Origin of the sequence: Burkholderia sp. 22PA0099 (assembly GCF_047497165.1) — a bacterium.
Lineage (GTDB): Bacteria > Pseudomonadota > Gammaproteobacteria > Burkholderiales > Burkholderiaceae > Burkholderia.
In genome coordinates, this window is the sequence record NZ_CP163165.1 from 2,059,255 (window position 1) to 2,084,585 (window position 25,331).

At 58.7% G+C, this 25,331-nt stretch carries 26 protein-coding genes and 1 pseudogene; 15 read left to right on the forward strand and 12 right to left on the reverse strand.

The window, feature by feature from the left end; translation table 11 throughout:
• Positions 1-12 precede the first annotated feature (12 nt).
• Both AB4851_RS24800 and AB4851_RS24805 read right to left on the reverse strand, forming a co-directional pair.
• Positions 13-567: a hypothetical protein gene (locus tag AB4851_RS24800; protein ID WP_414451823.1), complete on the reverse strand. Its 555-nt coding sequence runs from the start codon at positions 565-567 to the stop codon at positions 13-15.
• Positions 568-669: 102 nt separating this feature from the next.
• Positions 670-867 carry a hypothetical protein gene (locus AB4851_RS24805; protein WP_414451824.1) on the reverse strand — a complete coding sequence of 66 codons (198 nt, stop codon included), beginning with the start codon at positions 865-867 and terminating at the stop codon, positions 670-672.
• A gap of 254 nt (positions 868-1,121) precedes the next feature.
• Between AB4851_RS24805 and AB4851_RS24810 the strand changes: the two genes are divergently transcribed.
• Entirely contained in the window at positions 1,122-1,694 is a 573-nt protein-coding gene (locus tag AB4851_RS24810) for a recombinase family protein (protein WP_414451825.1), read from the forward strand.
• A 165-nt stretch (positions 1,695-1,859) separates the two neighbouring features.
• Entirely contained in the window at positions 1,860-3,161 is a 1,302-nt protein-coding gene (locus AB4851_RS24815; protein ID WP_414451826.1) for a hypothetical protein, read from the forward strand.
• A 73-nt stretch (positions 3,162-3,234) separates the two neighbouring features.
• Here the strand turns inward: AB4851_RS24815 and AB4851_RS24820 are convergent, their stop codons facing one another.
• From AB4851_RS24820 to AB4851_RS24830, 3 genes are all read right to left on the reverse strand, one after another.
• Positions 3,235-4,119, reverse strand: coding sequence for a hypothetical protein (locus AB4851_RS24820; RefSeq protein WP_414451827.1), 885 nt, complete (start codon positions 4,117-4,119; stop codon positions 3,235-3,237).
• A gap of 34 nt (positions 4,120-4,153) precedes the next feature.
• Positions 4,154-4,858 carry a TIGR02391 family protein gene (locus tag AB4851_RS24825; RefSeq protein ID WP_414451828.1) on the reverse strand — a complete coding sequence of 235 codons (705 nt, stop codon included), beginning with the start codon at positions 4,856-4,858 and terminating at the stop codon, positions 4,154-4,156.
• Between the two features lie 76 nt (positions 4,859-4,934).
• Positions 4,935-5,237 carry a hypothetical protein gene (locus tag AB4851_RS24830; protein WP_414451829.1) on the reverse strand — a complete coding sequence of 101 codons (303 nt, stop codon included), beginning with the start codon at positions 5,235-5,237 and terminating at the stop codon, positions 4,935-4,937.
• A gap of 526 nt (positions 5,238-5,763) precedes the next feature.
• Here AB4851_RS24830 and AB4851_RS24835 point away from each other — a divergent pair.
• The 5 genes from AB4851_RS24835 to AB4851_RS24855 are packed head-to-tail and all read left to right on the forward strand — an operon-like array spanning position 5,764 to position 8,358.
• Positions 5,764-6,180, forward strand: a complete 417-nt coding sequence (locus AB4851_RS24835; protein WP_414451830.1) for a PAAR domain-containing protein — start codon at positions 5,764-5,766, stop codon at positions 6,178-6,180.
• Positions 6,181-6,183: 3 nt separating this feature from the next.
• On the forward strand, positions 6,184-6,678 hold the full coding sequence (locus tag AB4851_RS24840) for a DUF4123 domain-containing protein (protein ID WP_414451831.1): 495 nt from the start codon (positions 6,184-6,186) through the stop codon (positions 6,676-6,678).
• The gene (locus AB4851_RS24845; RefSeq protein ID WP_414451832.1) at positions 6,671-7,138 is read left to right on the forward strand and encodes a hypothetical protein; all 468 of its coding nucleotides are present in this window, start codon (positions 6,671-6,673) and stop codon (positions 7,136-7,138) included. The genes AB4851_RS24840 and AB4851_RS24845 overlap by 8 nt, the downstream gene beginning before the upstream one ends.
• On the forward strand, positions 7,026-7,628 hold the full coding sequence (locus AB4851_RS24850) for a restriction endonuclease fold toxin 5 domain-containing protein (protein WP_414451833.1): 603 nt from the start codon (positions 7,026-7,028) through the stop codon (positions 7,626-7,628). Before AB4851_RS24845 ends, AB4851_RS24850 begins: the two co-directional genes overlap by 113 nt.
• Positions 7,629-7,635: 7 nt before the next feature.
• Positions 7,636-8,358: an immunity 52 family protein gene (locus AB4851_RS24855; RefSeq protein WP_414451834.1), complete on the forward strand. Its 723-nt coding sequence runs from the start codon at positions 7,636-7,638 to the stop codon at positions 8,356-8,358.
• A gap of 279 nt (positions 8,359-8,637) precedes the next feature.
• Here AB4851_RS24855 and AB4851_RS24860 read toward each other — a convergent pair whose 3' ends face one another.
• Both AB4851_RS24860 and AB4851_RS24865 read right to left on the reverse strand, forming a co-directional pair.
• Complete coding sequence (locus AB4851_RS24860; protein ID WP_414451835.1) at positions 8,638-9,723, reverse strand: hypothetical protein; 1,086 nt, start codon at positions 9,721-9,723, stop codon at positions 8,638-8,640.
• A 154-nt stretch (positions 9,724-9,877) separates the two neighbouring features.
• Entirely contained in the window at positions 9,878-10,330 is a 453-nt protein-coding gene (locus tag AB4851_RS24865) for a hypothetical protein (protein WP_414451836.1), read from the reverse strand.
• A 951-nt stretch (positions 10,331-11,281) separates the two neighbouring features.
• Here AB4851_RS24865 and AB4851_RS24870 point away from each other — a divergent pair.
• Positions 11,282-13,435 (forward strand): hypothetical protein, encoded by a 2,154-nt coding sequence (locus AB4851_RS24870; RefSeq protein WP_414451837.1) that lies wholly within the window; start codon positions 11,282-11,284, stop codon positions 13,433-13,435.
• Positions 13,436-13,519: 84 nt separating this feature from the next.
• On the opposite strand, the gene AB4851_RS24875 is transcribed toward AB4851_RS24870, so the two are convergent.
• Positions 13,520-14,491, reverse strand: coding sequence for a site-specific integrase (locus tag AB4851_RS24875; protein ID WP_414451838.1), 972 nt, complete (start codon positions 14,489-14,491; stop codon positions 13,520-13,522).
• 38 nt (positions 14,492-14,529) lie between these two features.
• On the opposite strand from AB4851_RS24875, the pseudogene AB4851_RS24880 reads away from it, so the two are divergent.
• The 3 genes and pseudogenes from AB4851_RS24880 to AB4851_RS24890 form a co-directional block, all read left to right on the forward strand.
• Positions 14,530-14,655 (forward strand): annotated as a pseudogene (locus AB4851_RS24880) (hypothetical protein); the annotation flags it as partial.
• Positions 14,656-14,870: 215 nt separating this feature from the next.
• Positions 14,871-16,061 (forward strand): NAD(P)H-dependent flavin oxidoreductase, encoded by a 1,191-nt coding sequence (locus AB4851_RS24885; protein WP_414451839.1) that lies wholly within the window; start codon positions 14,871-14,873, stop codon positions 16,059-16,061.
• Between the two features lie 66 nt (positions 16,062-16,127).
• Positions 16,128-16,769, forward strand: a complete 642-nt coding sequence (locus AB4851_RS24890) for an OmpW/AlkL family protein (RefSeq protein ID WP_414451840.1) — start codon at positions 16,128-16,130, stop codon at positions 16,767-16,769.
• Between the two features lie 101 nt (positions 16,770-16,870).
• Here the strand turns inward: AB4851_RS24890 and AB4851_RS24895 are convergent, their stop codons facing one another.
• Together AB4851_RS24895 and AB4851_RS24900 are read right to left on the reverse strand one after the other, a co-directional pair.
• The gene (locus tag AB4851_RS24895) at positions 16,871-17,074 is read right to left on the reverse strand and encodes a DUF1289 domain-containing protein (RefSeq protein WP_414451841.1); all 204 of its coding nucleotides are present in this window, start codon (positions 17,072-17,074) and stop codon (positions 16,871-16,873) included.
• 47 nt (positions 17,075-17,121) lie between these two features.
• Complete coding sequence (locus AB4851_RS24900) at positions 17,122-18,459, reverse strand: phospholipase A (protein ID WP_414451938.1); 1,338 nt, start codon at positions 18,457-18,459, stop codon at positions 17,122-17,124.
• 450 nt (positions 18,460-18,909) lie between these two features.
• On the opposite strand from AB4851_RS24900, the gene AB4851_RS24905 reads away from it, so the two are divergent.
• The 4 genes from AB4851_RS24905 to AB4851_RS24920 all read left to right on the forward strand — a co-directional run bounded on the left by AB4851_RS24905 (position 18,910) and on the right by AB4851_RS24920 (position 23,013).
• Positions 18,910-20,004 (forward strand): polyamine ABC transporter substrate-binding protein, encoded by a 1,095-nt coding sequence (locus AB4851_RS24905; protein WP_414445388.1) that lies wholly within the window; start codon positions 18,910-18,912, stop codon positions 20,002-20,004.
• Positions 20,005-20,111: 107 nt separating this feature from the next.
• Positions 20,112-21,272 carry an ABC transporter ATP-binding protein gene (locus AB4851_RS24910; protein ID WP_414445387.1) on the forward strand — a complete coding sequence of 387 codons (1,161 nt, stop codon included), beginning with the start codon at positions 20,112-20,114 and terminating at the stop codon, positions 21,270-21,272.
• The gene (locus AB4851_RS24915; RefSeq protein WP_414451842.1) at positions 21,269-22,198 is read left to right on the forward strand and encodes an ABC transporter permease subunit; all 930 of its coding nucleotides are present in this window, start codon (positions 21,269-21,271) and stop codon (positions 22,196-22,198) included. Before AB4851_RS24910 ends, AB4851_RS24915 begins: the two co-directional genes overlap by 4 nt.
• Positions 22,195-23,013, forward strand: a complete 819-nt coding sequence (locus AB4851_RS24920; RefSeq protein WP_414445385.1) for an ABC transporter permease subunit — start codon at positions 22,195-22,197, stop codon at positions 23,011-23,013. Before AB4851_RS24915 ends, AB4851_RS24920 begins: the two co-directional genes overlap by 4 nt.
• A gap of 85 nt (positions 23,014-23,098) precedes the next feature.
• On the opposite strand, the gene AB4851_RS24925 is transcribed toward AB4851_RS24920, so the two are convergent.
• Positions 23,099-24,373 carry an FAD-dependent oxidoreductase gene (locus tag AB4851_RS24925; RefSeq protein ID WP_414451843.1) on the reverse strand — a complete coding sequence of 425 codons (1,275 nt, stop codon included), beginning with the start codon at positions 24,371-24,373 and terminating at the stop codon, positions 23,099-23,101.
• 39 nt (positions 24,374-24,412) lie between these two features.
• Positions 24,413-25,312: an MBL fold metallo-hydrolase gene (locus AB4851_RS24930; RefSeq protein ID WP_414451844.1), complete on the reverse strand. Its 900-nt coding sequence runs from the start codon at positions 25,310-25,312 to the stop codon at positions 24,413-24,415.
• Between the last annotated feature and the right edge of the window lie 19 nt (positions 25,313-25,331).

Sequence of the window (25,331 nt, forward strand, 5' to 3'; positions counted from 1 at the left end):
AAAAAATTCGAATCATCCGCCGTGACATGTGGTCAGCTGCTTTTGCCAGTCTGCTAAGCGCCCCAACAATTCTTTTCGTTGATCACCCTCGGGAGGCATTGTATTGAAAACTCCATTGCTTCCAGACAGTGCGTTTTGAATCGCTTCAATCTGCTGTAGGATCGGGGCACATGTTGTGTCCTTGCCTAATTGCTCAGAAAGCACAGCAACTCGCTGGAGAGTAGACGCAGTAAGTTGACGCTCCGATTCTAGCGCTGCCCGTGTGTCAGCCAGTTCCTTTTCAGTGTCGCGTACTCTTTGTTTGTCATCCTGTTCCGACATAACTGTTTGTTTCAATGCATCTTTTAAGACTTTATTATCGGCTGACAGTTCTGCGTTAGCTTTATCTCGCGTTACATCGGCAACTTGCTTTCCTGCGTGGAAGGCCGCTCCGCTCGCCAATATCAATAAGGTAACTAAGCCCGTCAGCTTCGCCGTGGCGCTAGTCTTTCCCTCATTTCCAGACTGCGAAAGTGATTTCGCATGCTTGTCATCAGGATCATTTTGTTTTTGAACTGAGTCGATCATGTGTTTGATAGAGTGGCGGTGGCCAATAATTTGCCCGGCGGTAGCCGGGCGTGCCAGCGTGTGTTAGATGAAATCTAGTAAATCACCCTAGACCTAGCTGCGTCACTTCTTTGATTTAACAGCGTCGCGAATCGCTCGCTCGCTGATCTGCCCGGTCTCACGCCGCATCTGTTCGAGCGTTGCCTCGGGCGGGAAACCGGGGATAGGTCTGGGAAGGTTTTGATTTTCCGTGTCGCTGCGTTTCTGCCGAATGCGGCCATCTTCGTTGCGGTGACGGCCGTCGAGTCCCGGTTCTTTCATTTTCGATCCCTTTGAAGTTGCTGACGAGCGGCCAGCACGCTTACGGCTGACAACGGACGCGACATGGGGCCGGTCAAAAAAATTTCAAGCATGCAACTGTTATGAGGTCGGAAATATAAACATAACTGTACGGAAAAAAAACGACCGGTTTCTTGCCGCTGCGAAACGTACCAGAAATCTGGAAAGAAAGTCCGTGTTTCTTTATTTCTTGCCACATGAGATAATTTCCACGGTTTCTTTCCATCGAGTGCGACATGTCCAAGACTTTCCTCTACGCCCGGGTGAGCACCAGCGACCAAACGACAGCCAACCAAGTCATGCTGGCGGAAAAGGCTGGGTACGTGATCGCACCTCGTCACGTCTACGCCGAAACGATCAGCGGATCGGTTGCTGCGATGGAGCGACCGATGTTCGCGAAGCTGCTCGGGAAGTTGGACGAGGGCGATAAGCTCGTCGTGACGAAGTTGGATCGGCTTGGCCGGCACGCGCGCGATATCGAATCGACTGTCGCCATGCTGCGTGACATGAAGGTGTCGGTGATCGTGCTGGACTTGCCGGTGGTCGAGGTGACGAGCGCGGCCGGCGATATGGTGATGCGGATGTTCGCAGCCTTCGCGCAATTTGAGCGCGACCAACTGGTAGAACGGACTTACGCCGGTCTGGCGCGAGCGAAGGCGGAAGGGAAGATTGCGGGGCGGCCGTCGTCGTTGACCGCCGCCCAGCGTGCAGAAATCAAAATGAAGCTTGCAGCCGGCGCGACCGCCCGAGGGCTGGCGAAGGAGTACGGAGTGTCACACCCGACGATCAGCAAGGCAGCGATCTGTTGATCGAGTATGGACGCGAGTGTTCCTATAAGCCAGCTATCGTGGACCGTCAACTATCGCAGGCTAAGGTTGGCAGTAGTGCAGAAAAATTGTTTTGATGACGTGAGGCTCAGGAGTAAACGAGAGGGTAAGTGTTAGAATCTGCCATCGCCTTGATGGAGTTTTCAGATGGCTCGCATTGAAGATGTATTTGGTGTTACTTCGAAGCCTGTGCTTTCTTACGTGGAGCGGCCGCAAGTTGACGATAGTTTCCGAGAGGCGTTAGGAGCGAATAAACAGATTATCGTATATGGATCATCGAAGCAAGGTAAGACAGCTCTTGTGTCTAAATACTTACCTTATGATAAAAACTTGCTTGTTAGTTTGACGCCCAAAACATCGCTGTTGGACGTTTATCAGCAAATTCTGTCTGCTGCCGGTGTGCGGTTGCTTGCCTCTTCCACCGAGAAATCAAGCTCTGAATCTAGCTTGTCAATCGGGGCAAAGTTTAAAGCAATGTTGCCCCTCTTTGGTGGTGCCGAGGGCGATGTGTCAGGTACAACGAAAGGCGGCTCAGGAAAAGATGTAAGTTATGATGAAGTCACGGTAAATCTCGAGTTGCCGCAGACCGTTGCTGATTTGTTGAATCGGGTGAATTGTGATAAATGGGTGATTCTGGAAAACTTCCATTATCTCCCTGACTCTGTTCAGCAGGCATTTGCTTTTGATTTGCGCGCTTTTCAGGAGCTCAGCGTTCGGTTTGTCGTGCTTGGTGTGTGGCGCGAAAAAAATCGAATGGCGCAGTTCAATGGGGACCTTCTTGATCGAACTATTGAAATTCCCGTGGAGCCGTGGACAGAAGTCGATTTTCGACGGGTTGCTAAGGCCGGATCTCAATATCTCAATATATCCTTTCAAGAGGAAATTCTTGCGCAGGTGATCGAGGCTTCTTTTTCAAGTATTGGCGTGTTCCAAGAGCTTCTTAAAAATATTTGCTTGGGTGCTGGAGTTAAGCAAAGTCAGCCAAATTCGCTAATTATCAGTGATTCGCAATACTTGATAGATGCAATCCAAGTTAAGACCGGTGATTATGGTGCGCGGCATGAGCGCGCGCTAGAAGCAATTGCCGCTGGTCATAACTCAGGGGGGGCGAAAGGAGATCAAATTCCATTGTTTTTGCCATACTACCTCGTTCGAGTTATTGTTAATCACGGGTTTGAAGGGATATCTAGTGGGGCTCGCAAGCAAACGCTTTGGGATTGGATTCGGGAGATTCATCATCGTGGGCAAGACGTGCGTAGCAACGATATGACGAATTTGCTCGGGGGTATTGCAAACTTGCAGTCGGTTAAGGCGATCTCTCCTCCGATTTTTGCGTATGATGCTCAGCAGCGTATTTTGCAAGTTGTGGATTCAACTTTCTATTTTTTTATAAAAAATGCAAATCCAGAGGATGTTGTTGATAGAATTCAAAATCCTCTTGAAGATTGATTTTTTAGTATGGAAAGGGACCAACTCGTTGTGGGAAAAGATGATTCGATACAGCGAGTTGGGAATGAAAGTGTCATTTTTTTAATTCTGCTTTTAAGGCGCGAATAAGTTTTTTTGTTTCTCGGTCTCTTGTTAGATGATGCCTCTTCAGCCAGTCGATCAGGTTTTTTAGAATCTCGGGATTCTGTGCTTCTTGGGCGATAGTTCGAAGTTTTGTTTTGCTTGTTCTTTGTAGGTCGTATCCAAATTTGTTCGCGTATGTTGCAAGAATTAAGTGAAGTGCGACGAGTCGATCCCATCGATAGCGCGTTTCGTTCTTTTTTAGGTCATCAAAAAAATTCAAAACAGGTTGCATTTCGGCGGATGTAAATTGCTGTGTCCGAAAAATATCATACGACACCATTTTCCCATCAACCCAGCATGGATTTGTGTAAATTTTAAGATTGTCTGAGAAAAAGTGATCGTGCGCGATGGATGGATCATAGTTGAGATTGCTAAAAAGGCTGACATCTGTAATTACCCATCTGATTATTGCTAGGTATTTTATGAAATCATAATCGGATTGGCTTGAGATAGTGGTGTCAAGGAGGATGGCTTCCGAGTCTGCTGCAAGAGTTAAAGTGTATAGACTTAAAAATCTATAAATTGTGCTCGTGAAGTAATATCCGTCGGTGCCGGACTGATAATTTATTTTCATCCAGCCCTTGTCCCAATTAGAGTACAAATTCCACTGGCGGTTTGTAAGTTGAACTGCTTCGCGAAGTAGGCGACCCTTGTAGCGCGCGATCAATTCTCTGCTGGCTTTTTTTTGTTCGTACTCATAGTCTAGTTCGGCTTTGTGGCAATTTTCTTTTCGCTTGAAAAAATATCCAAATGCTGCGGATACAATTATTGATGTAATGCTTGCTCCCAATAGTGTTGTAGGGGTGTTTATTATTTGGCCGATTTCTTTAATCATTTTGGTTGTGATGTAATATTGTTGATGTGTAAGTTTATTTAATTTCTGTTGATGATGTGGCAAGTGCTTCAATATCTATGATGATCGTGTTTGCCATCTCGATGACTGTCCGCGCTTGTGCGAAATCAGGTTCGACATCGTTATGCGCGAATCGATTTCGATATACGCCGTAGAAACCACTGATCAAATTTCTCATCGCCAGCTTTTGTGAATCATCAAGCGCCACGGGAATTTTTCCTCCTTTCCCGAACACCACGTTCACCAAATCCTCGCCGTCGATTTTATCGGCCACACCGAACGCTCGTCGAAGTCGGTCTGTCATTACAACAAAAACTTTACGGATAGCGGAGTCGTAATGTCCGCCTGCCATCAACGGGGAAACGGCTTCTCGTAACCGTGGATCAACGTGTGCGTCGTCGGTCGATTGAGCCACAAGGTTGCGTAGCGCCGTAGGCAGATCATGGAAAACTATGTCTTGTGCATCTTGTGCGCAACTGCTTTTATCGTCACGTTTGAGGTAACGATCAAGGAAAGAAAGGTGACGGCCAAGGCTGCCGCAAGATTTCCATTCGAGCCCCGAGATGTTGAGAAAACTTTCCACTTCTTCGACTAAGGCTTCATGTGCTCGGAGAAGCTCTGCCGGTTCCGCGTCAGCAAATAAAGTATGCAGTTGGATGGCTTTGTCATAGGCTTTTTGGTACTGCTGTAAGGCTGAGGCGAGAGACGGAGATGATGACATTGAGGGCCTCGTGTAGTGGCGAGAGCATTACTACGATAATCCGCTGCGCGGACGGCAGATGAATAAATTCTTACATTTAGCGTGTAAAGTACGGCAATAAGATCACGCTTGCAATGGCTTGAATTATGAGTGTAGCCAAAACTCCATCCGAGAGTAATGAAAGAGTGTTGTCTCCCATTTTGCGATGCTCTCTTCCTAAGATGAACGAAAGCACTGCTGCGTTAAATCCGTGCCGTAAGATATGTGGGCGGCCGAGGTAGTCAAACTCACCAAGGTGTTTTGTTTTTAAGCGATTGAACAGCGCCGATACTATTGCTGCGAAAATGGCGCCAAATGTCAAAGGTTCGAGGAGCAGTGCTACGTGTGGATTGCCGATCATTATTTTCCTTGTCGCAGTAAAAATTATTCGTCACTTGCTCTCATGTAGCACTAGGGTTTCGTAGGGGCAAGTTATCGCTACGACAGCGAACATCATCGGGCAACGACGAACGCCGGTGCTCGCAGTTCCCCGACACGACCGCAGCTCGACAGTGCGCTAACAGACATGGGGTGACACAGGATGCCTCGAATTTATTCTGAACGCGCAGATCAACATGGAAGTGAGGGAGGTGTCATGATGAGAATAGCGGAGGGTCGTCAGTTTTCCACGCGTGCTCGGCAGCCGTTGTCGCTACCTGCTTCTACAGACTCCACTTTACGACTAAAGAGTAGGGCGTTGGACCGCGAGGGTGCATATCAAAATGATGCCCGCTCAGATGGCTGTTAGTGCGATCTCAGTTTGCCGAGCCAAGATTTTCTTGTCCGGACGCGTATTTGACCGTCCTTGGTATCTAAAAACCTCATCCCTGCATTTTTCTCCGGGCTGATGATAAAGTTCAGACAAAATAGCACTGAGAGAGGGCCGCGTGTCACGCAGCATTATTTGCGTCGGCGACACCACGTCGCACGGCGGGAAGGTACTGGAAGGAAGCTCAACAGCAACGCTTGAAGGCAAGCCCATTTCGGGCGTCGGGCACTTGGTCGCGTGTCCACAATGCAAGGGAACGTTCCCGATCCTGCCCGATGTGCTGGGCCGTCGCATTCCGCACGCGATAGATGGTCGAAATACAGCCGTCGAGGGTATGCGTACCGCATGCGGTGCGACGCTCATCGCATCACAGTCGAATTCCACCCTCAGCGACGATGGCGAAGGCCAAGCAAGTACCGGTGCGGCTGTTGCAGCCGCCGCTGCCGCGCTCCCGCTGTTACCGACGCCTACGCTTTGCCTCGAATGCTTGGTCGCAGCGGCGAAAAGCGGTGCGACGATGGTCATGCGGGAGTAAGCCTTGTCTCCCGAAAAAATCGAAGCATATTTCCAGCAGCGGCAAGCGCAGGCAAGTGTGCCGCTGCGCCTGTACGCACTTGTTGACGCGCTACTGTACGGACGCGGTGAAACGGTCGAGCGGCCCGCCGCGACCATCGGATTATTCGACGCCACGCAAGACGCTTCGCTGGCCGACGCGGGACCGTGGCTGATCGACTTCGAAAAAGCGCCGGGGAGCGTGCGTCAATCTTTGATCACGATGAGTGCTGGCGCTGACGGTGTGTCGTGGCTGATCAGTGCCTACTCATTTCCCGATCTCGCATACGAACTCGCCGGGCGTCTGGATGCTCGCATGCCTGACGGCCGCACGGCGCTGCTGCGCTTCTATGATGCGCGCTTGATGGTCGAAATCGCGAGCCTACTATCGTTATCGCAGCGCATCCAATTCTTTGTGCCGACGTTCGATTGGCTCGTGCAGATCAACGGCGAACTGACGAGGGTGCATCCGCATGCTTGACCTAACCACGGAGCAGGTTGCCGCGCTTGCCGACATCGATGCCAAGCGATTTGTCGAGGGCGTGCGATCCGATTTATGCAAAGACGATCCGAAGCTCACGGAGGATGCAACGCTATCTTCGCGGCTTTGGAAGGCGTTCAAGGCCGCGCGCGAGCTGGGCATCGAGCTCGACGAAAATTTGGTTACCTTCCTGCGCATCGAAGCCTACGCCCCCAGCTTTTATGAGGAGCCAGCGATCCGCGCATGGTTGACCCGGCCGGGTCGCTCGCCGGACGAACGATTTCATGACTATTTACGAGTGGTGCGTTGGCAAATTGAACATCCTGAATTCCAAGACGGAGTGAACAATGGCGGGTCTGGCAGTTCCGGTAATCGCGGCAGCAGCGAAAGCGCTTGGGCCAATGTTGGTGCGTGGCGGCACCGCTCTTTTGGGCGGAGCGGCGGTGGGGGCAACGGGTAGCCTGTCCGGGGACACCAAGAAAGCGGACAGCAAAGCCGAGTCGGGCGTTCGCGCGTTGCCGCGTACTGACCAGATGTGCGACAAATGCCCGCCGGAGCATGGCACGAGGATTCGCCGCAACCACGGTGTCAACTGGAACTCGTATCGCTATCAAGCACGCATCACGGGGTTTGCGTTCGATACGGAAGAATGCCGTTGGTCGGACGAGTGGCACTGGTTCGAAATCGATTTCGATGGGTTCCAGCCCGGCGCGTGCCTGCTGCAGGAGGCGAAGGGAAATTATGATCAATTTCTCGATGGGTCGATCCCGAAAGCTGACAAATGGTTCGAGGGGTTCAAGTCGATGGAGGATCAGATCGTTGAGCAGGGTACGACCGTGCGCATGAATCCGCCAACCCGCTTGACGTGGTACTTTCAAACTCCACTTACCTACAAAAAGATGGCTCCCGTGCTCACGCGTGCCGCCGTGCCGGCTGTCTACCAACCGTGATCTGAATATGGAAATGAACGCGATGTTCCGGGACGCAGCCCTGTCGTCTCAAGATTTTCAGGAAATGTTGGCGCGCGAGTCGAGGCTTGTCGCAGTGCTGGCCGAGAAGCATCCATTGATGGCGCACGCGAACTGGCGACTCACGGCTGACTCGATGGAGGAGGCCAATCTGTACCCAGCCTTTGACGAAAACGGCGAGCCGTCAACTCCTGCGTTGGCTGTGTTGACGACGCGAGCAGGTAGCAAACGGCGAAAAGTGTCACATGCGGCGATCTGGAACGTGGCAGAAGGGGACGATAGCGCTGCGATTTCCTGCCAAGTTTCCGACGCGAAGGTGCTGCCTGATCGCGTAACACTGGATATTGATGCCGGGCTTTGCCCGCAGTCGGCTGATGATATCGCCGGCGTCATTCAATCAATTGTCGCCAATTTTTCGCCGTTCGTTGTTGAGGTCGCTCCCAAGGAGTATTTCGACAAGCGCGTGTTCGATGACAAGCCGGGCGTCGGCTGGATGCTGTACTTGCCGAAAGTGATTACGGTGCAGCAGGTGCCCGAGGCGCGTGCGTTGATCCCGGTGACGGATTCCGGAAAAAAGCAAGTCGGCACGATCATCGTCAGCGTCACCGATGCGGTATTTTCGGCTGACAACCCGGAGCACGTCGAGGTCGCGAACCGTATCGAAATTCGGCTGGTCGATCAGGACCTGCTGCCGGGCTACGCAAACTTTTGAACTTCGGCCGCGCTACCCTATTTACTGCAACGCGATTGGAGAGAATTTCTCCGTCGCAGGGAACTGTGCCAGCCGGTCTTGCGCGCGAGAAGGTGGAAGGGAAAGTTGCGGAGCGCCCATCCTCGTTGACTGCCACGCAGCGTTCGAAAATCAAAATGAAGTTAGCGGCAGGGGCGACCGAGCGCGGTCTTGCGAAGGAGTACGGGTGTAGCACCCGACGACCAGCGAGGCGGCGTCCGACAGGACGACGTGATCAACGGGTGAGCGACAGCGCGTGAGTTATTTTTTCCGGATGTTATTGGCGTTCTTGAGCGTCCAAAGGAAGTAACCCTTCTTGTCCAGAAGCTCCCCGCGCTCTTTCAGGTGAGCAACTCGCTCGGCGATCATTGCCGCTGCGCCAGACGCCAAGCCGGTAAAGATCGTCGCGTTTGTAGCGCCAACAAGGGTAGCCGCGTTGAGGCCGATCAACCCCGTCAAGATGCCCATCCTCCGTAGTGCGCGCGACTGATTGATGCGATGCACTGTCTTTTCTACGTCGTTGAGCGCGGCGTCGATCTGATTCCGTTGAATGCTTCGAACCTCACGTACAAAACCTTCACTACCAAACGCTGACTTGATGTTGGCTACCGCGTCAGCCAGGCTACGGCTGAATGTGTTGAAGGCATCGCGATTGTCTTGCTTGACGGCTGAGAGGGTGGAAATATCGAGTCCGTCCAGAAATGGTACATCCAGAGAAAGCAGCGCATGGATGTGGCTGGTAGAAAGCCAGTCGTGGTGCTGATGAAAGAACGAGGTCGCGCCGAATTGATCGGGTAGGTCTACATCATGCTTCAAAAACTCAAGCTCCATTTCTAGTGGAGGAATGAAGGGTGCATAGACGACTTTTCCGGTTCGCATGTAGTCACCGCCGGGGCCGCCGATCCAATCTATGAACTCAGAAGGGATCGGATGATAGGCTGACCCTGCATACGCAATATGTAGCCCGTTGTTCAAAGTCTTTGTGGTACTGGTCCAGTAAAGCTCGGGGCGGTGGTTTAATGTCAGCGGCGACGGTCTATGCTTTCGAAGTTCGTCAAGGACATCAGGTAGAAATCCAGGGTGATACTCACCGGTTGGGACAGGCATATCTCGATAACCTGCACTGTCAACAGCCCAACTTCGTACGTCACGAAGTATCAGAGTGTCTGCAATTAGAAAGAGGCGTTTCGCGAGTGATTCAAAATTTCTGAACGATCTTACGTTCAAAATGAGGTTTAGCCCGTGATTGGCGGTTAGCGCCGCAGATAGGGCTTCGCTGTTCGCACGATACCAGAACTCCACCAGACCGGCGAAGTCGTCCGGGTCACGCTCCGTGAACTTGAACAAGTCTTGCTGAATTCTGGATAGAAGCATCGTGCGCTGACCTCGTTTGTCCGTAGCTGCGTATGGACGAGAGCCCGGCAGTTTCAGCGACGCCGGTACTTAGAGAGTACCACTCCGTCCACGACTAGCTTATGCTTCGTTGGCAACTTCGGGCTATTTACTGCTCCGCGATGGGAGACAATTTTTCCGTCGCGAGGAAGCGCGCCAACCGGTCTTGCGCGGCGATGATGAAATGTCGCGGCGTGCTCGACAAGTGGCGGTCGTACACAGCCAGCACACGCTCGATAGCGTTGCAGCCGGCATCGCAAATTCGGAAAATTACATCGTTTTTTCCTGCTGCCGCACTGGCGCATAGCGCTGCTTCGGCCGCCCGAAAATCATTGAGGTCGCGACGGCCAACAGTGGCTTCGTGCAAAAAAAGCGCCACGTATGTCGCGTGCAGCAGCCGGCTGACCGTGGCGGCATTTCCGGCACCGCTCCTCAGCGTTGCGAGTGCAAGGTGCTGTTCGAGAGATTTTTTGCGCGCAACGTCCGCTGCCAGCGGCAGCAGCATCTCGCGGCTGAGGTGCGGCTTGGCTCGTCGGGGTGAGGATTTTGAGTTGCGTTTCATCGTGAGCGTGGGGGAGCGGCGATGTGTATTTTGGCATGAGGGCGCATCGAGCCGTTGAAGGTAGGCGTTCGTATAAGTGGCGGGCTGTCTACAACGGCAAGATCAAAACCCGGGCAACACGGCATCAACGTAGATTTTAGTTTTTCGCTGTTCTCGTGCATGGGCTGGAAGTTTGGCGTACTTGATACCTGCCGGGAATGGCTGCATTTCGGGAGAGATTCCTCCTATTTCTATGGGACTGACCCGAAATTCATCAGTAGTGAAACGGGACGTAGAGACAGCGCGTCTACTATGGATAAGCAAAGCTGCTGTCACAGGAACGGCAGAGAGTGACAATGGGCGGGGGTTTGGGGGCGGCACGCCCCCAAGGTGGGTAAGCACAACGGCAAATGGCGCAAGCGTAGGCCGTAGGCCGTAGCGCAGCGACATGCCGTTGTGCAGGGGCGGTAGCCCCTTCAAAACGTTCAGAACACAGTCCCTATCGGAAAATGACAACCACTGAAAAGCAGAGAAAAAGAGGTGGGTTGTTGTTTTGCGAACGCCCCGGCGCGCTGCGCACTCGCTACGCTCGTGCTTGCACGCTGCTGGGCGGACCTAGCGCCTCGCCTACGGCTCGTTGTGCGTGCAAAAATTTTTATTTGTAAGGTGGAAAGGTAAAAGGGAGGTTTGTTCCCCAGGCCGGTGAGCATTTCTTGCGACCTGCTGCGAAGCAGCGACTTGCACGCGGCGCTCGTTGATCAACAGATGGGGGCGATGATCCTGAATAGCCGGCAGAGACACGCGGAGGCCGAAGGCCGGAGCACTTTGAGTACGCAGATTTTCCGTCGTCATGCGAACGTCATGCGAACGTACGCTCGGCTCTTCAGTGCGTCATCGCCAGACGGACTTCTGAGAATTTGACCGACCATCGTAAATAGACCGAGCGCCCATTCGCTGCTCGGAGAAATTTCGATGTCTCAAAAAACGCATCCACCATTTTCCTCTCGGATTCCGATATCTCTTGCGGAACTGACGACCAAAATCTCGTACGTTGATGCGCTACCCGGCGTCGGGAAATCGTACACTGCGATTCAAAAAGTTGCTGTTCCCCATGCTGAGAAAAAACACAATTCGATACTCGTGTACGCGGTACCGACAGAACGCTTGAAGACGGAAATCTACAACTCGATGCGTGCTGCTGGAATCGACAAAGACCTCATTTTCCAAACTTCGTCACGTCAAGGCAAGGGGCGTGTGCAGGACCAATTTCGCGAGCTTGTTGTTGGTCGTGACGGCAAGCGGGGCTTGCCGAATGGCTCGATCATTCTAACCACGCACGAGTGCCTCGCGAGAATTCCATCAGACATGCGCGGGAGAGAGCGGTGCGTGGTCATCTACGACGAGGCTCGCGCGTGCCTTGAGCGAAGCTCGACGATTACTTTGCCCGCTCCGTTCCTTGAGCATTGTTTGCAGCCGCGTGATCACGAAGCGCGTGACGGCAAAATTGTTCACTGTCGATTGATGACAGACAAGGAATTCGTCGCGTACAACGGGGAAAAAATTTCTCGCTGGTGCTGGACAGACGCTCGTGTCGAACCTCCCGAAGATGCGGCGGAAATTATCCGTAAATTCGGTCTGACCAGCACTGATCACGGCATCCGCCTGCGCGACTTTACGTCTGCAGTGCATTCGTCGGCGCTAGACGTATTCGTGTCGAGTGGCCACCGAAAAAATACATACATGATGCGTATCGTGATGTCGCCGGCCCGCATGTTCGAGGGCTACGCAAAAGTGCTGATCATGTCGGCCTTCTTCCGCACGAGCCAGATGTACCATTTTCTCGCGAGCGAGACAGTGGAGGGTGTCGGTGTGCCGGAAGACATCACGCGTGAATTCGTTGACCGCGAGCGTGCGACAACTTTGCTGCGTCGCTTGCACAACGTATGCATTTCGTACGTTTTCGATCTGCAAGAGCGCACGCTTTCGAAGTCCGATTTGCGCTCAGCAATCGTCTTGAGCAAGCCGATTTCTGACGATGAAAAAAAATCGTGGTGCCGGCGCTGGCACGACCTGCACGCTGGCGCGCGTGGCAGCACTTTTGCCGAAATTCACGCTGCTTGGATGAGTAGCGAGGAACAGCCGCTAACTGTAGGTCATCAGCAACGTGAGAAATTTTTTGAGTTCTTGCACGACCTTGATGACGAATACGGTGTGCGCGGTGATGCCGTGCTGTGTCATATGACGCGGCAAGCGCTGCGTTTGCAGCGTGCTTTTTTTGAACGGTTTGAGATGGAGCCGGAGCCGTTGCTCATCGGCATCAACGCGTCAATTGATGCGCGCGACGACGGGAAGGGCGCTGCGTGGAAAAATTCGCGGCTTGATACCTTTGGCACGAAGATCGAGCAGATACCTATCGCGGCGCACGGTCTTAATGCCTACCGCCACCGCCATTCTTGTGCATTTCTGGCCTCGATGAAGTACAGCAACCCCGAAGCGAACCTACTGCGCGCGATATCGAACGGTGGATACGATCCCGAGGTGGATCGCACGTTAGACTATGCCTTGCAATTGCTTTGGCGGTGCAACGTTCGTACGATCTCCTCTGATCCAGTGCTGCTGATCGTGCCAGACCGTTACTTGGCAGAGCAACTTCAACAGCGATTTCGCTCGGTCGCGGAGGCGTGGTTGGGAGACGAAGCAGAAAATTCACACGCTGACGCAGGCGACGTATCGCCCACGAGTGACGCTGTTGCACCGAGGACGATTCTTCGTGTCGACGCACCGCATCGCGTTTCGAAGTTGTTCAGGCCGACGGCATTGTTTACTTACAGCTATGTCGATGCCGAAACGAAGAGCGCGTCAAACAAGGCATACCGCGAGAGCGAGCGGGGACGGTTGATTCTGGAACTCCGTGCAATCTGGCGCGACACGCCGGACGGTCGCCGACGCAAGCAGCTGGACGACGAGATTTCCATTTTCGAGCGCAAGCACGGCAGAGGTATGGCCGTCGATGCTCGCCGTGAACGGGATTCGATTCCAACTTTTTCGATGTGGCGGAAGACTGAGGCTGGTATGAAAGCGGAGCGCCGGCTGCAAGAACGTAGCAAATCGCGCGAATCTGCCTGACCGTTTTGCGGTACATGAACTGAATAACGGCAGCGTCTGGACGGACGAGCAGGCGGCGATGAAGGCCGTCTGCTCGCCGGCCGATTATCCCAGCTTGAGCGCTAAATCCTCGGCGCGCAGGTGCGTATAGCGTTGAAGGTGCTTGAGATTCTTGTGACCGGTGATCGTGGCGACTTCCATCACGTTTAAGCCTTTCTCGAACAACCTACTGGCCGCTTCGTGCCTTAGGTCATGGAAATGGATGTTGCCGAGGCCACACTGTTCGCGCACTCTTCTGAATGCGTGTTGTATTGCAGATTGCGTGAGCTTGAATACGCGACCGGTATGAGGCGGAGGACACCATGTCAGCGCTTCCATCGCTCGTGTCGAGAGCGGAACTTTACGCGCCGTTCCATTTTTTGTCATGGGTAACAGAGCAGTCCGTGCTTCAAGGTCGATGTTTTCCCAGCGGAGTTTGGCTATCTCGCCCTGCCGCATTGCTGTCTCGATGGCGAGAATGATCGCTGGGGCAATCTCTCGATTGAAATCAATCGCCTTTTGGATAAGTTTCTCATCGTCGCCAACCATTAACCTCACGTCGCGAGGCAGTGGAAGCTTGGGGCGACGAAAGCCACGAACGGGGTTGACTGTAAGGCCAACATCCCATTCATCGATGGCGATTCGGTATGTTGCTGAGATGGCGTCTAGTTCGCGGCCTACCGAGCTACCGCGCACCTCCGTAATCCTTCGGTCACGCCATTCTGCGAGGTGAGCTTTGTTGAGCTGTGATGCAGGTAAAGCACATAGCTTTTTCTCGGTCTTCAACATTCGTCGCAGCGTCCGTCGATCCCACTCGCTGGACCGTTTGTCGGGCTGAGCGTGCGTGATGTATTTCTTGAACAAATCTCCAACGGTTGGGCCGGTATCGATGACGAGGTCGGGTTGCTTACCTTCATGTGTGTCCGCCCAACGCTTTGCGGCTTCCTCGCTATCGAACGTTGCAGACAACGCGGGCTGTCCTTTGCGACGGATTTTTGCCTGCCATTTTGTCCCACGAGGGGTAATTGTTGCCATCATGCTCTCCAAGTGATTGATTGAGAACATGAACTGGGTAGTTGTCGCACGACCGCGAGTTCGTCAACGGCCTGGCCAATCGCATCATCGAGGTGCGTACGGATGGCTCGCTGAACGATTTCGGCGGCAACTACGAGGATTTCCTGGCGACGCAGGAAAAGGCCTAAGCCTTCAGGCATGTCCCGCCGGCTGAAGCCGGCAAGTTTCACGCGCAGGGCGCGGTGATCCATGATCGCCGCGCCCTTGTTTTTCAGCGCTGCATTTCCCATCCTCTTTCGCTTTCCGCTCCCGCCCGCACCAAGCATTTGACCCGCATCAACCCTCGGCATTGACAATTCCCCGATCATCGAGCCTTTCCGACGCCGCCCATAAGAGGTTTCCGATGAGTCTGTCCCGTTCCTTTCCGCCGCTGACGATTCGCGGTCGTTCGCTGCTTCCCGTCGTGCAGGGCGGCATGGGCGTCGGCGTGTCGGCGCATCGGCTGGCCGGCAGCGTCGCGCGCGAAGGGGCGCTCGGCACGATCGCCAGCATCGATCTGCGTCATCACCATGGCGATCTGCTCGAACGCTGCCGCGCGCAGCCGGGCCGCGAGACGCTCGACGCCGCCAATCTCGAAGCGCTGCGCCGCGAGATCGCCCGCGCGCGAAGCTGGAGCGAGGGGCGCGGCATGATTGCCGTCAACGTCATGAAGGCGGTGCGCACGCATGCCGATTACGTGCGCGTGGCCTGCGAATCGGGCGCCGACGCGATCGTGATGGGCGCGGGCCTGCCGCTCGATCTGCCGGAGTTGACCGACGGGCACGACATCGCGCTGATCCCGATCCTGTCGGATGCACGCGGCATTGCGCTGGTGCTGAAGAAATGGATGAAGAAGGGCCGCCTGCCCGATGCGATCGTGATCGAGCATCCGGCCCATGCGGGCGGCCATCTCGGCGTGGCGCGCATCGAGGACGCGAACGACCCGCGCTTCGATTTCGCGCGCGTGCTCGGCGAGGCCGGCGAGACGATTCGCGCGCTGGGGCTGGCGCGCGAGGCGATCCCGCTGATCGTGGGCGGCGGCATCAACAGCCACGCGGCGGTGCGCGCGGCGCTCGAACTGGGCGCGAACGGCGTGCAGGTCGGCACGCCGTTCGCGGTGACCGAGGAGGGCGATGCGCATCCGGCCTTCAAGCAGGTGCTGGCGCAGGCGCGGCCCGAGGACATCGTCGATTTCATCAGCGTGACGGGGCTGCCGGCGCGCGCGGTGCGCACGCCATGGCTCGAGCGGTATCTGCGTCACGAGGCGCGGATTCGCGCCAGGCTCGGCGCGCTGCGGCAGCGCTGCCCGACGGCGCTCGAATGCCTGTCGGTGTGCGGCCTGCGCGATGGCGTCGAGCGTTTCGGTCACTTCTGCATCGACACGCGGCTCGCGGCGGCCCTGCGTGGCGACGTGGCCAACGGCCTGTTCTTCCGCGGCCGCGAAGCCTTGCCGTTCGGCACCGCGATTCGCAGCGTGCGCGACCTGCTCACGCTGCTGCTGACGGGCAGCGAGTCGGAATCTGCGACAAAGCGTCCCACGTTTTCTTTGGCTTGATGCGCGTCAAGTCGCCGCTGGCGGCCCCCCACGACAATCCATATCGTTCTCAGGGGAATTTTTGCCATGAAAGTAAAAGCTCGTTGCGTTGTGTCCGCTTTCGCCTGCGCCGCCGCCGTCGCGATGACGCCTTCCGTCTCGCACGCGGCGTCGCAGGGCGAGGGCATCAATCAGGGCGACATACTGATGCGCCTGCGTGCGATCGAAATCGCGCCGAACGATCGCGGCAGCGGCACGCTGTCCGCCATTAACGCTGGCGTGAACAACGCCGTGGTGCCCGAACTCGATTTCACCTACATGATTCGCGACTATCTCGGCGTCGAGTTGATCCTCGGCACCTCGCGTCATCAGGTCAATTCGAATCTCGGCCCGCTCGGCGGCGTGAACGTGCTGCCGCCCACGCTGCTGCTGCAATACCACTTCAATCATGCGGGCAAGGTGCGGCCGTATGTCGGTGCGGGCCTGAACTACACGTATTTCTACAACGACGGCCTGCACGTCGGCGATCAGGGCGTGGCGGTGCACAAGAGCAGCTTCGGCCCGGCCCTGCAGTTCGGCGTGGACGTTCAGGTCACCAAGCAATTCTTCGTCAACGTCGACTTGAAGAAGCTCTGGATGCACACCGACGCCACGCTCGGCGGCCAGTCGATCGGGCGGCTGCATATCGACCCGATCATCGTCGGGGTCGGCGTCGGCATGAAGTTCTGACGAACGGAATTCAAGCGTTGGGGTTGAGCGGCACGGCGGTTCGCGTGCCGCTTTTTTCGTCCGCGGCCAGGGCGGCGGCGGATGCCGCTGGCGCGGCGTGCTCAGAGCTTGTCGTACTGGAAGCGCTTGGCGGTGCCTTCGCGCGTGATGCGTTCCCACACCGCGGCTTTTTCTTCCTCGCTCATGAATACCCAGTTCGCGACTTCGAGCGCGGTGCGGCCGCAGCCCTTGCAGATGTCGTCGAACAGCGTCGAGCAGACGCCGATGCAGGGGCTGTCGGGCTTGTCGTGAAGGTTCGAGCTCATGGTGGTGCGGTGTCGGTTCGGTGCGGCAAAAACGCTATGGTAAAGCATCAGCGCGCGATGCTCACGCCGACGCGCGCGATCCAGTGCTGGCGCCGGTTGTAGTCGAGCAGATCCTCGCCGTAGCCATTGAAGTAGCCGAGCCACACGTAGCCGCCCCAGGCATCGCCGAGCAGTTTCGCGAGCGGGTAGGACAGTTGGGAATCGACGCTGCCGTACCAGTGGTGCGTGCCCTTGCGCAGCGTGGTGGCCAGTTGCCAGCCGTCGGGGCTGCCGTATTTGATGACCAGATCCATGTAGCCGCGGTAATCGGCGATGTCGCGGTTGTCGCTGATGCCCACGTAGTAGTACAGCATCGGCGAAACCTGCCAGTGGTAATCGGACAGGTTGCCGAACTCCCAGGTCGGCTGCACGAACGCGATGTTCAGGCTGCGCGAATCGGTGCCGGCCTTGCCGTTCGACTCGTGTCCGATACCGGCCGCGAACCCCATCCGCGTGAACCACGTGCTGTGCAGGCCGGTGTCGGCGACGTAGTAGAACAGCCTCGGCTTGTAGCTGGTGTCGCGGAACGGTTTCGAATCGGCCGACAGATCCCAGATCGAGGTTTGCGTGTAGCCGAAATAGAGGTTGTCGAGCAGCGCGCGCGAGGCCGGGTTGTCGGGCATGTGCAGGCGGTACTTGAAGCTCAACTGCAGCTTCGCGCTGACGTCGCCGTTCACGCCCGCGCCGATGAACATCGGCTCGTAATACGAGATTCTCGACAGCAGGCCCTGCGCGCCGGTGGTCAGCGCGTCGGCGCTCGGCTGCGGCAGGCCGGCGGTGGCGGCCACCGTGGACGCGGCGGCGGCCACGCCGGCCGGCGTCGATTGATGCGCCTCGGCCGATTCGGCGCGCGCCACGGCGACCTGGTTCGGGCCGCGGTTCAGCGAGACCACGGCCGGCGAGGCGTCGAAGCCCACCGGCGCGATCGTCACGGTGCCGCGCGCGCTGTCGGGCCACGGCGCCGAGAATCGCACCTTGCGGTACTGGCCCGCGCGCAGCGTGAAGCGCGCGGGCACGCCGGCCTCGCGCACCAGCTTGACGGGCACCGGCGGCTGCTCGGCATTGGTCACGGTCACGTCGATCGAATCGGGTGCGGTGACGGCCAGCGGCGCGCGATCGTCGTCCGAGTAGATCAGCGTCAATGTCAGCGGCGCATCGGCGGCCGCTTCGCGCGCCGGCTGCACGAGCGAGACGGTGGCGTGCGCGGCGCCGGCCGCACAGAGCAGGGCGGCCGGCAGCAAGCGCGGCAGCAGGGCATGGAACCGCGTGCCGAACGTGTTGCTCGGCAGGGCGGGCGTGATGGGAGCGGAGACGGAGACGAACGAACGAGCGTGACGATGGCGCATGAGTACGATGGATTGGAGAAGCACGGTGGAGTGTCGTGCCGCAACAAGGACACTGCGACAAGTTGGCTTATTGTAATTCAGCGGCAAGCTTGAAACGGATGCCCGATCGTCCGCCGTTTTTGTTGCGGCTGCGATGGCGCGGACACGCAAGCCGGCGTCGCGCCGCCGATGGCGCGCCCGTGCGCCGCATGCGGTGCGCGAGTCGGGCCGTCGGGGCATGACATTGCACCGGGCAGTCCGATATTTTTTCGGGTGGACAGGCCCGCATAACCCGATAAAATTGCCGCGACTTCCCGGTGGGTGTTCCGTTTGCGCGACATCGGCGCATTTTTTTTGTGACGCTCCGGGTTTAGTGATATTTTTCGGGTTTTTCAGGGACGGGTCGCCTTGGCGGGCCGTCGTGACGACACAGTCGATACCGGCCAGCATAGGGCCGGACGGGAGAACGGGATGAACGCAAAGGTAGCTGGCCGGTTGATGGCCCTCTCGCTGTGCGTAGCCGCCACGGCGGCTTCGGCGAAGGACACGCAGCTCAATGTCTACAACTGGTCCGACTATATTGCCAAGGACACCATCCCCAACTTCGAGAAGCAAACGGGCGTCAAGGTCCGCTACGACAACTACGACAGCGACGACACGCTGCAGGCCAAGCTGCTGACCGGCAGCTCGGGCTACGACATCGTGGTGCCCACCAGCAACTACGCCGGCAAGCAGATCGCCGCCGGCATCTTCGCGCCGCTCGACAAGTCGAAGCTGCCGAACCTGAAGAACCTCGATCCGCAACTGATGGCGCTGGTGGCCGGCGCCGATCCGGGCAACAAGTACACGGTGCCCTGGGCCTACGGCACGACGGGCCTGGCCTACAACGTCAACAAGGCCCAGCAGATCCTCGGCAAGGTGCCGCTCGACAACTGGGACATCCTGTTCAAGCCGGAAAACATCTCGAAGCTGAAGGCCTGCGGCGTGTCGGTGCTCGACGCGCCGGACCAGATGTTCGCGGCCGCGCTGCACTACATCGGCAAGGATCCGATGAGCACCAACCCGGCCGATTACCAGGCCGCGATGGCGGTGCTCAAGAAGATCCGGCCGTACATCACGCAGTTCAACTCGTCGGGCTACATCAACGATCTGGTCGGCGGCGACATCTGCTTCGCGTATGGCTGGTCGGGCGACGTCGTGATCGCCAAGCATCGCGCGCAGGAAGCGAAGAAGCCGTACAAGGTCGAGTACTACATTCCGAAGGGCGGCGCGCCCGTGTGGTTCGACGTGATGGCGATCCCGAAGGACGCGAAGAACAAGGAAGCGGCCCTCGAGTGGATCAACTACATCGAGGATCCGAAGGTGCACGCGGCCATCACCAATACGGTGTACTACCCGAGCGCGAACGCCGCGGCTCGCCAGTTCGTCAGCAAGGACGTGGCGAACGACCCGGCCGTGTACCCGCCGGCCGACGTGGTCAAGACGCTGTTCCTGCTCAAGCCGCTGCCGCCGGAAATCCAGCGCCTGCAGACGCGGCTCTGGACCGAGTTCAAATCCGGCCGCTGAAGCTCGCCGCGGTTCGATACCGTCCCTCAAGCCCCTGGTGCCCCCGGGGGCTTTGTTCGTCTTAAATCGCCTTTGTTCGGTACTACCCAGGAGTGATGCAGCAGATCATGAATAGCCCGTCGCGCTTGTCGTCCGCCGCTGCGCCGTCCAGCCCGTCCAATGTTTCGTCGGCGGGCAACGCCGCGAACTTCGTGCAGATCGTCGACGTGGTCAAGCAGTTCGGTGACACCCCCGCGGTGCGCCAGGTCAATCTCTCCGTCGAGAAGGGCGAACTGTTCGCACTGCTGGGCAGTTCCGGTTGCGGGAAATCCACGCTGCTGCGCATGCTGGCCGGCCTCGAAACCGTCACCTCGGGCAAGATCCTGATCGACGGCGAGGACCTCGCCCAGATGCCGCCGTACAAGCGGCCCGTGAACATGATGTTCCAGTCGTACGCGCTGTTTCCGCACATGACGGTGGAAGCGAACGTGGCGTACGGCCTCAAGCAGGAAGGCACGCCCAAGGCCGAGCTGAAGGCGCGCGTGCGCGATGCGCTCGAGCTGGTGCAGATGAGCCGCTATGCGACGCGCAAGCCGCACCAGCTCTCGGGCGGCCAGCAGCAGCGCGTGGCGCTGGCGCGTTCGCTGGTCAAGCGGCCCAAGCTGCTGCTGCTCGACGAACCGATGTCGGCGCTCGACAAGCAGATCCGCCAGCGCACCCAGATCGAACTCGTCAACATTCTCGACAAGGTCGGCGTCACCTGCATCATGGTCACGCACGATCAGGAAGAGGCGATGACGATGGCGAACCGGATCGCCGTGATGAGCGAAGGCCAGATCGTGCAGATCGGCGCGCCGCGCGAAGTCTACGAATATCCGAACAGCCGCTTCTCGGCCGAATTCATCGGCTCGACGAACCTGTTCGAGGGCAACGTGGTCGAGGACGAGCCCGATTACGTGTTCATCGAATCGTCGGAACTGCCGTGCCGCATGCACGTGAGCCACGGCATCACCGGCCCGCTCGGCATGGCGGTGACGGTGTCGGTGCGCCCCGAGCGCATCGCGCTGACGCGCAAGCCGCCCGAAGGCGCCTACAACTGGGGGCACGGCGTGATCACCAACGTGGCCTACATGGGCGGCTACTCGCTGTATCACGTCAGGCTCGATTCGGGCAAGACCGTGATCGCCAACGCCACCAGCCTCGCGCTGTCGGAGATCGACACGCCGGGCTGGAACGACGAGATCTACGTGCGCTGGAGCGCCACGGCCGGCGTGGTGCTGACCGCATGAACGCACTGTCCACGTTCTTCGGCTGGCCGATGCGCAAGCTCGGCCTGAGCGGCCGCACGGCCGTGATCGCGGGGCCGTTCTTCTGGCTCCTGCTGTTCTTCGCGGTGCCGTTCCTGCTGGTCGTGAAGATCAGCTTCGCGGAACTGAACCTCGGCATTCCTCCGTACACCGAACTGACTTCGTTCGCGGACGGCGTGCTGAACATCAAGCTGAACCTGTCGCACTACGCGTTCCTGGTTACCGACAGCCTGTATTTCGCGACCTATGTGAACTCGGTGTGGGTGGCGGCCGTCACGACGTTCCTGTGCCTGCTGCTCGGCTATCCGATGGCGTATTACATTGCGCGCTCGAACCCGGCCTCGCGCAACCTGCTGATGATGGCGGTGATGCTGCCGTTCTGGACGTCGTTCCTGATCCGCGTGTATGCCTGGATCGGCATTCTCAAGAACAACGGACTGCTGAACAACTTCCTGATCGGCATCGGCCTGATCCACTCGCCGATCGAGCTGTATCGCACCAACATCGCGGTGTATATCGGCATGGTCTACACCTACCTGCCGTTTCTCGTGATGCCGCTCTACGCGCACCTCGTGAAGATGGACCTGCGCCTGCTCGAAGCCGCCTACGACCTCGGCGCGAAACCGTGGAAGGCGTTCCTGACCGTCACGCTGCCGCTCTCGCGCAACGGCATCATCGCGGGCTGCCTGCTGGTGTTCATTCCGGCGGTGGGCGAGTACGTGATTCCCGAGCTGCTCGGCGGCGCCGACACGCTGATGATCGGCCGCGTCATGTGGAACGAGTTCTTCAACAACGCGGATTGGCCGATGGCCTCGGCGGTGACCTGCGCGATGGTGCTGCTGTTGCTGGTGCCGATGGCGGCGTTCCAGCACTTCCAGGCGAAGGAACTGGAGGGCCGCCGCAAATGATGCCGAATCGTTATCTGCGGATCGTGGCGCTCGGGCTCGGCTTCGCGTTCCTGTACATCCCGATCCTGAGCCTGATCGTCTACTCGTTCAACGCGTCGCAACTGGTGACGGTGTGGTCGGGCTTCTCGACGCGCTGGTATGCGGCGCTGCTGGCCGACGACGAACTGATCGCGGCGGCCTGGCTGTCGCTGAAGATCGGCGTGCTGACCGCGTTCGCGTCGGTGTTCATCGGCACCTGGGCCGGCTTCGTGCTGGCGCGCATGGGCCGCTTTCGCGGCTTCGCGCTCTACTCGGGCATGATCAACGCGCCGCTCGTGATCCCCGAGGTGATCCAGGGGATCTCGCTGCTGCTGCTGTTCATCGAGCTGGCCAAGTGGATCGGCTGGCCCGCGCAGCGCGGCATGTTCACGATCTGGCTCGGCCACGTGATGCTGTGTCTGTCCTACGTGGCGATCATCGTGCAGTCGCGCGTGCGCGAGCTCGATCCGTCGCTGGAGGAAGCCGCGCTCGACCTCGGCGCGACGCCGTTCAAGGTGTTCTTCACGATCACGCTGCCGCTGATCTCGCAGGCGCTGGTGTCGGGCTGGCTGCTGTCGTTCACGCTGTCGATCGACGATCTGGTGCTGTCGGCGTTCCTGTCCGGCCCCGGCTCGACAACCTTGCCGCTGGTGGTGTTCTCGCGTGTGCGCCTCGGGCTGAACCCCGAGATGAACGCGCTCGCCACGCTGTTCATCGTTGCCGTGACGATCGGCGTGATCGGCGCCAACATGGTGATGCTGCGCCGCGAACGCAGGCGGCTGGCCGTAGCGGCCTGAGCTTGGCCAACTCATGAAAAACGCCCGGAATCGTGTTCGCGATTCCGGGCGTTGTCGTTGTCGTTGTCGTTGTCGGCGCGGCGGTTCAGGCCTCGCTGACGGCCGGCTCGACAAACCACTCGCGGCCCTTCAGCATCGCGTGCCAGTAGACGGGCGGCAGCAGTTTTTCCTTCAGGAACCACGCGAGCTTCGACGGCCGGGTGCCGTCGTTGAGCCAGGCGGGGAAGGTCGGCGCGACCTTGCCGCCGTACAGGAATTCGGCCAGCACCACGCGCCCGCGCTCGACCGTCAGCGGGCACGAGCCGTAGCCGTCGTAACGCGCCACGCCGCGCGTGCGGCCGAGCGCGGCCAGCACGTTGTGCGCGACCACCGGCGCCTGCTTGCGCGCGGCGGCGGCGGTCTTGGCGTTGCTGGTGTTGGTCGCGTCGCCGAGCGCATGGATGTTCTCGAAGGCGCGGTGGCGCAGCGTGGCCGGATCGACGTCGATCCAGCCGTTCGCATCGGCCAGCGCGCTGTCGCGCACGAAGCCCGGCGCGCGTTGCGGCGGCACGGCGTGCAGCATGTCGAATTCGCGCGTGATGTCCTCGGTGCCGCCGCCGTCGGCCTCGGCGCGCGCGCGGCGAAAGCGCGCCAGGCGCGCGGGGCCGTCCACGGCGATGAGCGTGTCGCCGAAGCGCAGGTCGATGCCGTAGCCCTTGACCGATTCCATCAGCGCCGGCACGTAGGCCGGCACGCCGAACAGCGCCGGCGCGGCCAGGTGGAATTCGATCTCGATATTGCCGAGGCGGCCGGTGCGCCGCCAGTGATCGGCCGACAGATACATGGCCTTTTGCGGCGCGCCGGCGCATTTGATCGGCATCGGCGGCTGCGTGAAGATCGCGCGGCCGCGCGGCAGCGCCTGCACCAGCTGCCACGTATAGGGCGCGAGGTCGTAGCGGTAGTTCGAGGTCACGCCATTGCGGCCGAGCGTGTCGCTCAGGCCTTCGATGCCGGCCCAGTTCAGTTCGATGCCGGGGCACACCACGAGTTGCCGGTAGCCGACGCGCGTGCCGCCGTCGAGCGTGATGGTCTGCTGCTCGGGCGAGAACGCGGTGACGGCCGAGCGGATGTGCGTCACGCCGCGCGGCAGGACGCTGGCCATCGGCCGTGCCGTGGACGGCGCATCGAACACGCCGCCGCCCACCATCGTCCAGCCCGGCTGGTAATAGTGCATGTCGGCGGGATCGACGAGCGCGATGTCGAGCGTGCGATCGCGTTTGAGCAGGCTGGCGGCGGTGGCGATGCCGGCCGAGCCGGCGCCGACGATCACGATCTCGTGACGCGCGGCCGGCACGGCGGCGTTGGTAGGGGAGGCGGACATGTTCAGGATTCCTTCAAGGTGAGGCGGCGGCCGCGGCGCTTACAGCGCATCGATCGGCAGTTTCAGATAACGGATGCCGTTCGGCGCCGGATCGGGCAGCCGGCCGGCGCGCATGTTGACCTGCACCGACGGCAGGATCAGCACTGGCATTGCCAGCGTGGCGTCGCGCGCGGTGCGCATCGCGACGAAGCTGTCTTCGTCGATGCCTTCGTGCACGTGGATGTTCGCGTCGCGCTGCGCGGCCACGGTGGTGACCACGCAGGCCTCGCGGCCGCCGTCGGGCGGGTAGTCGTGGCACAGGTAGAGCCGCGTGTCGGGCGGCAGGCTCAACACCTTGCGGATCGAGCGGTAGAGCGTGCGCGCGTCGCCGCCGGGAAAGTCGCAGCGCGCGGTACCGTAGTCGGGCATGAACAGCGTGTCGCCGACGAACGCGGCGGTGTCGGCGGGCGCCGAACCGTCGGCGCGCGCCACCACGTAGGTCATGCAGGCCGGCGTATGGCCCGGCGTGTGGGTCGCGCGGATCGCCAGCGCGCCGAGCGCCAGCGTGTCGCCGTCGTCGATCAGCCGGTCGAACGGGCGGCCGTCGGGCACGAATTCGGGGCCGGCATCGAACAGCGCGCCGAACACCTTCTGCACGCGCGTCACGTCGCGGCCGATCGCGATCTCGCCGCCGAAGCGCGCCTGCAGCCACGGCGCGGCCGACAGATGATCGGCATGCACATGGGTTTCGAGCAGCCAGCGCACGCGCGCGCCGAGCGCCTCGACATGCGCGGCGACGCGCTCGGCGCTCGCATGGCTGGTGCGGCCCGATTTCGGATCGAAATCGAGCACGGAATCGATGATCGCGCACTCGCGCGTGGCCGGATCGAGCACGACATGGGTGGCCGTACAGGTGGCCGGATCGAAGAACGATTCGACGGTGAAGGCGGGGTCGGACATCGCGGGGTGCTCCGGAAAC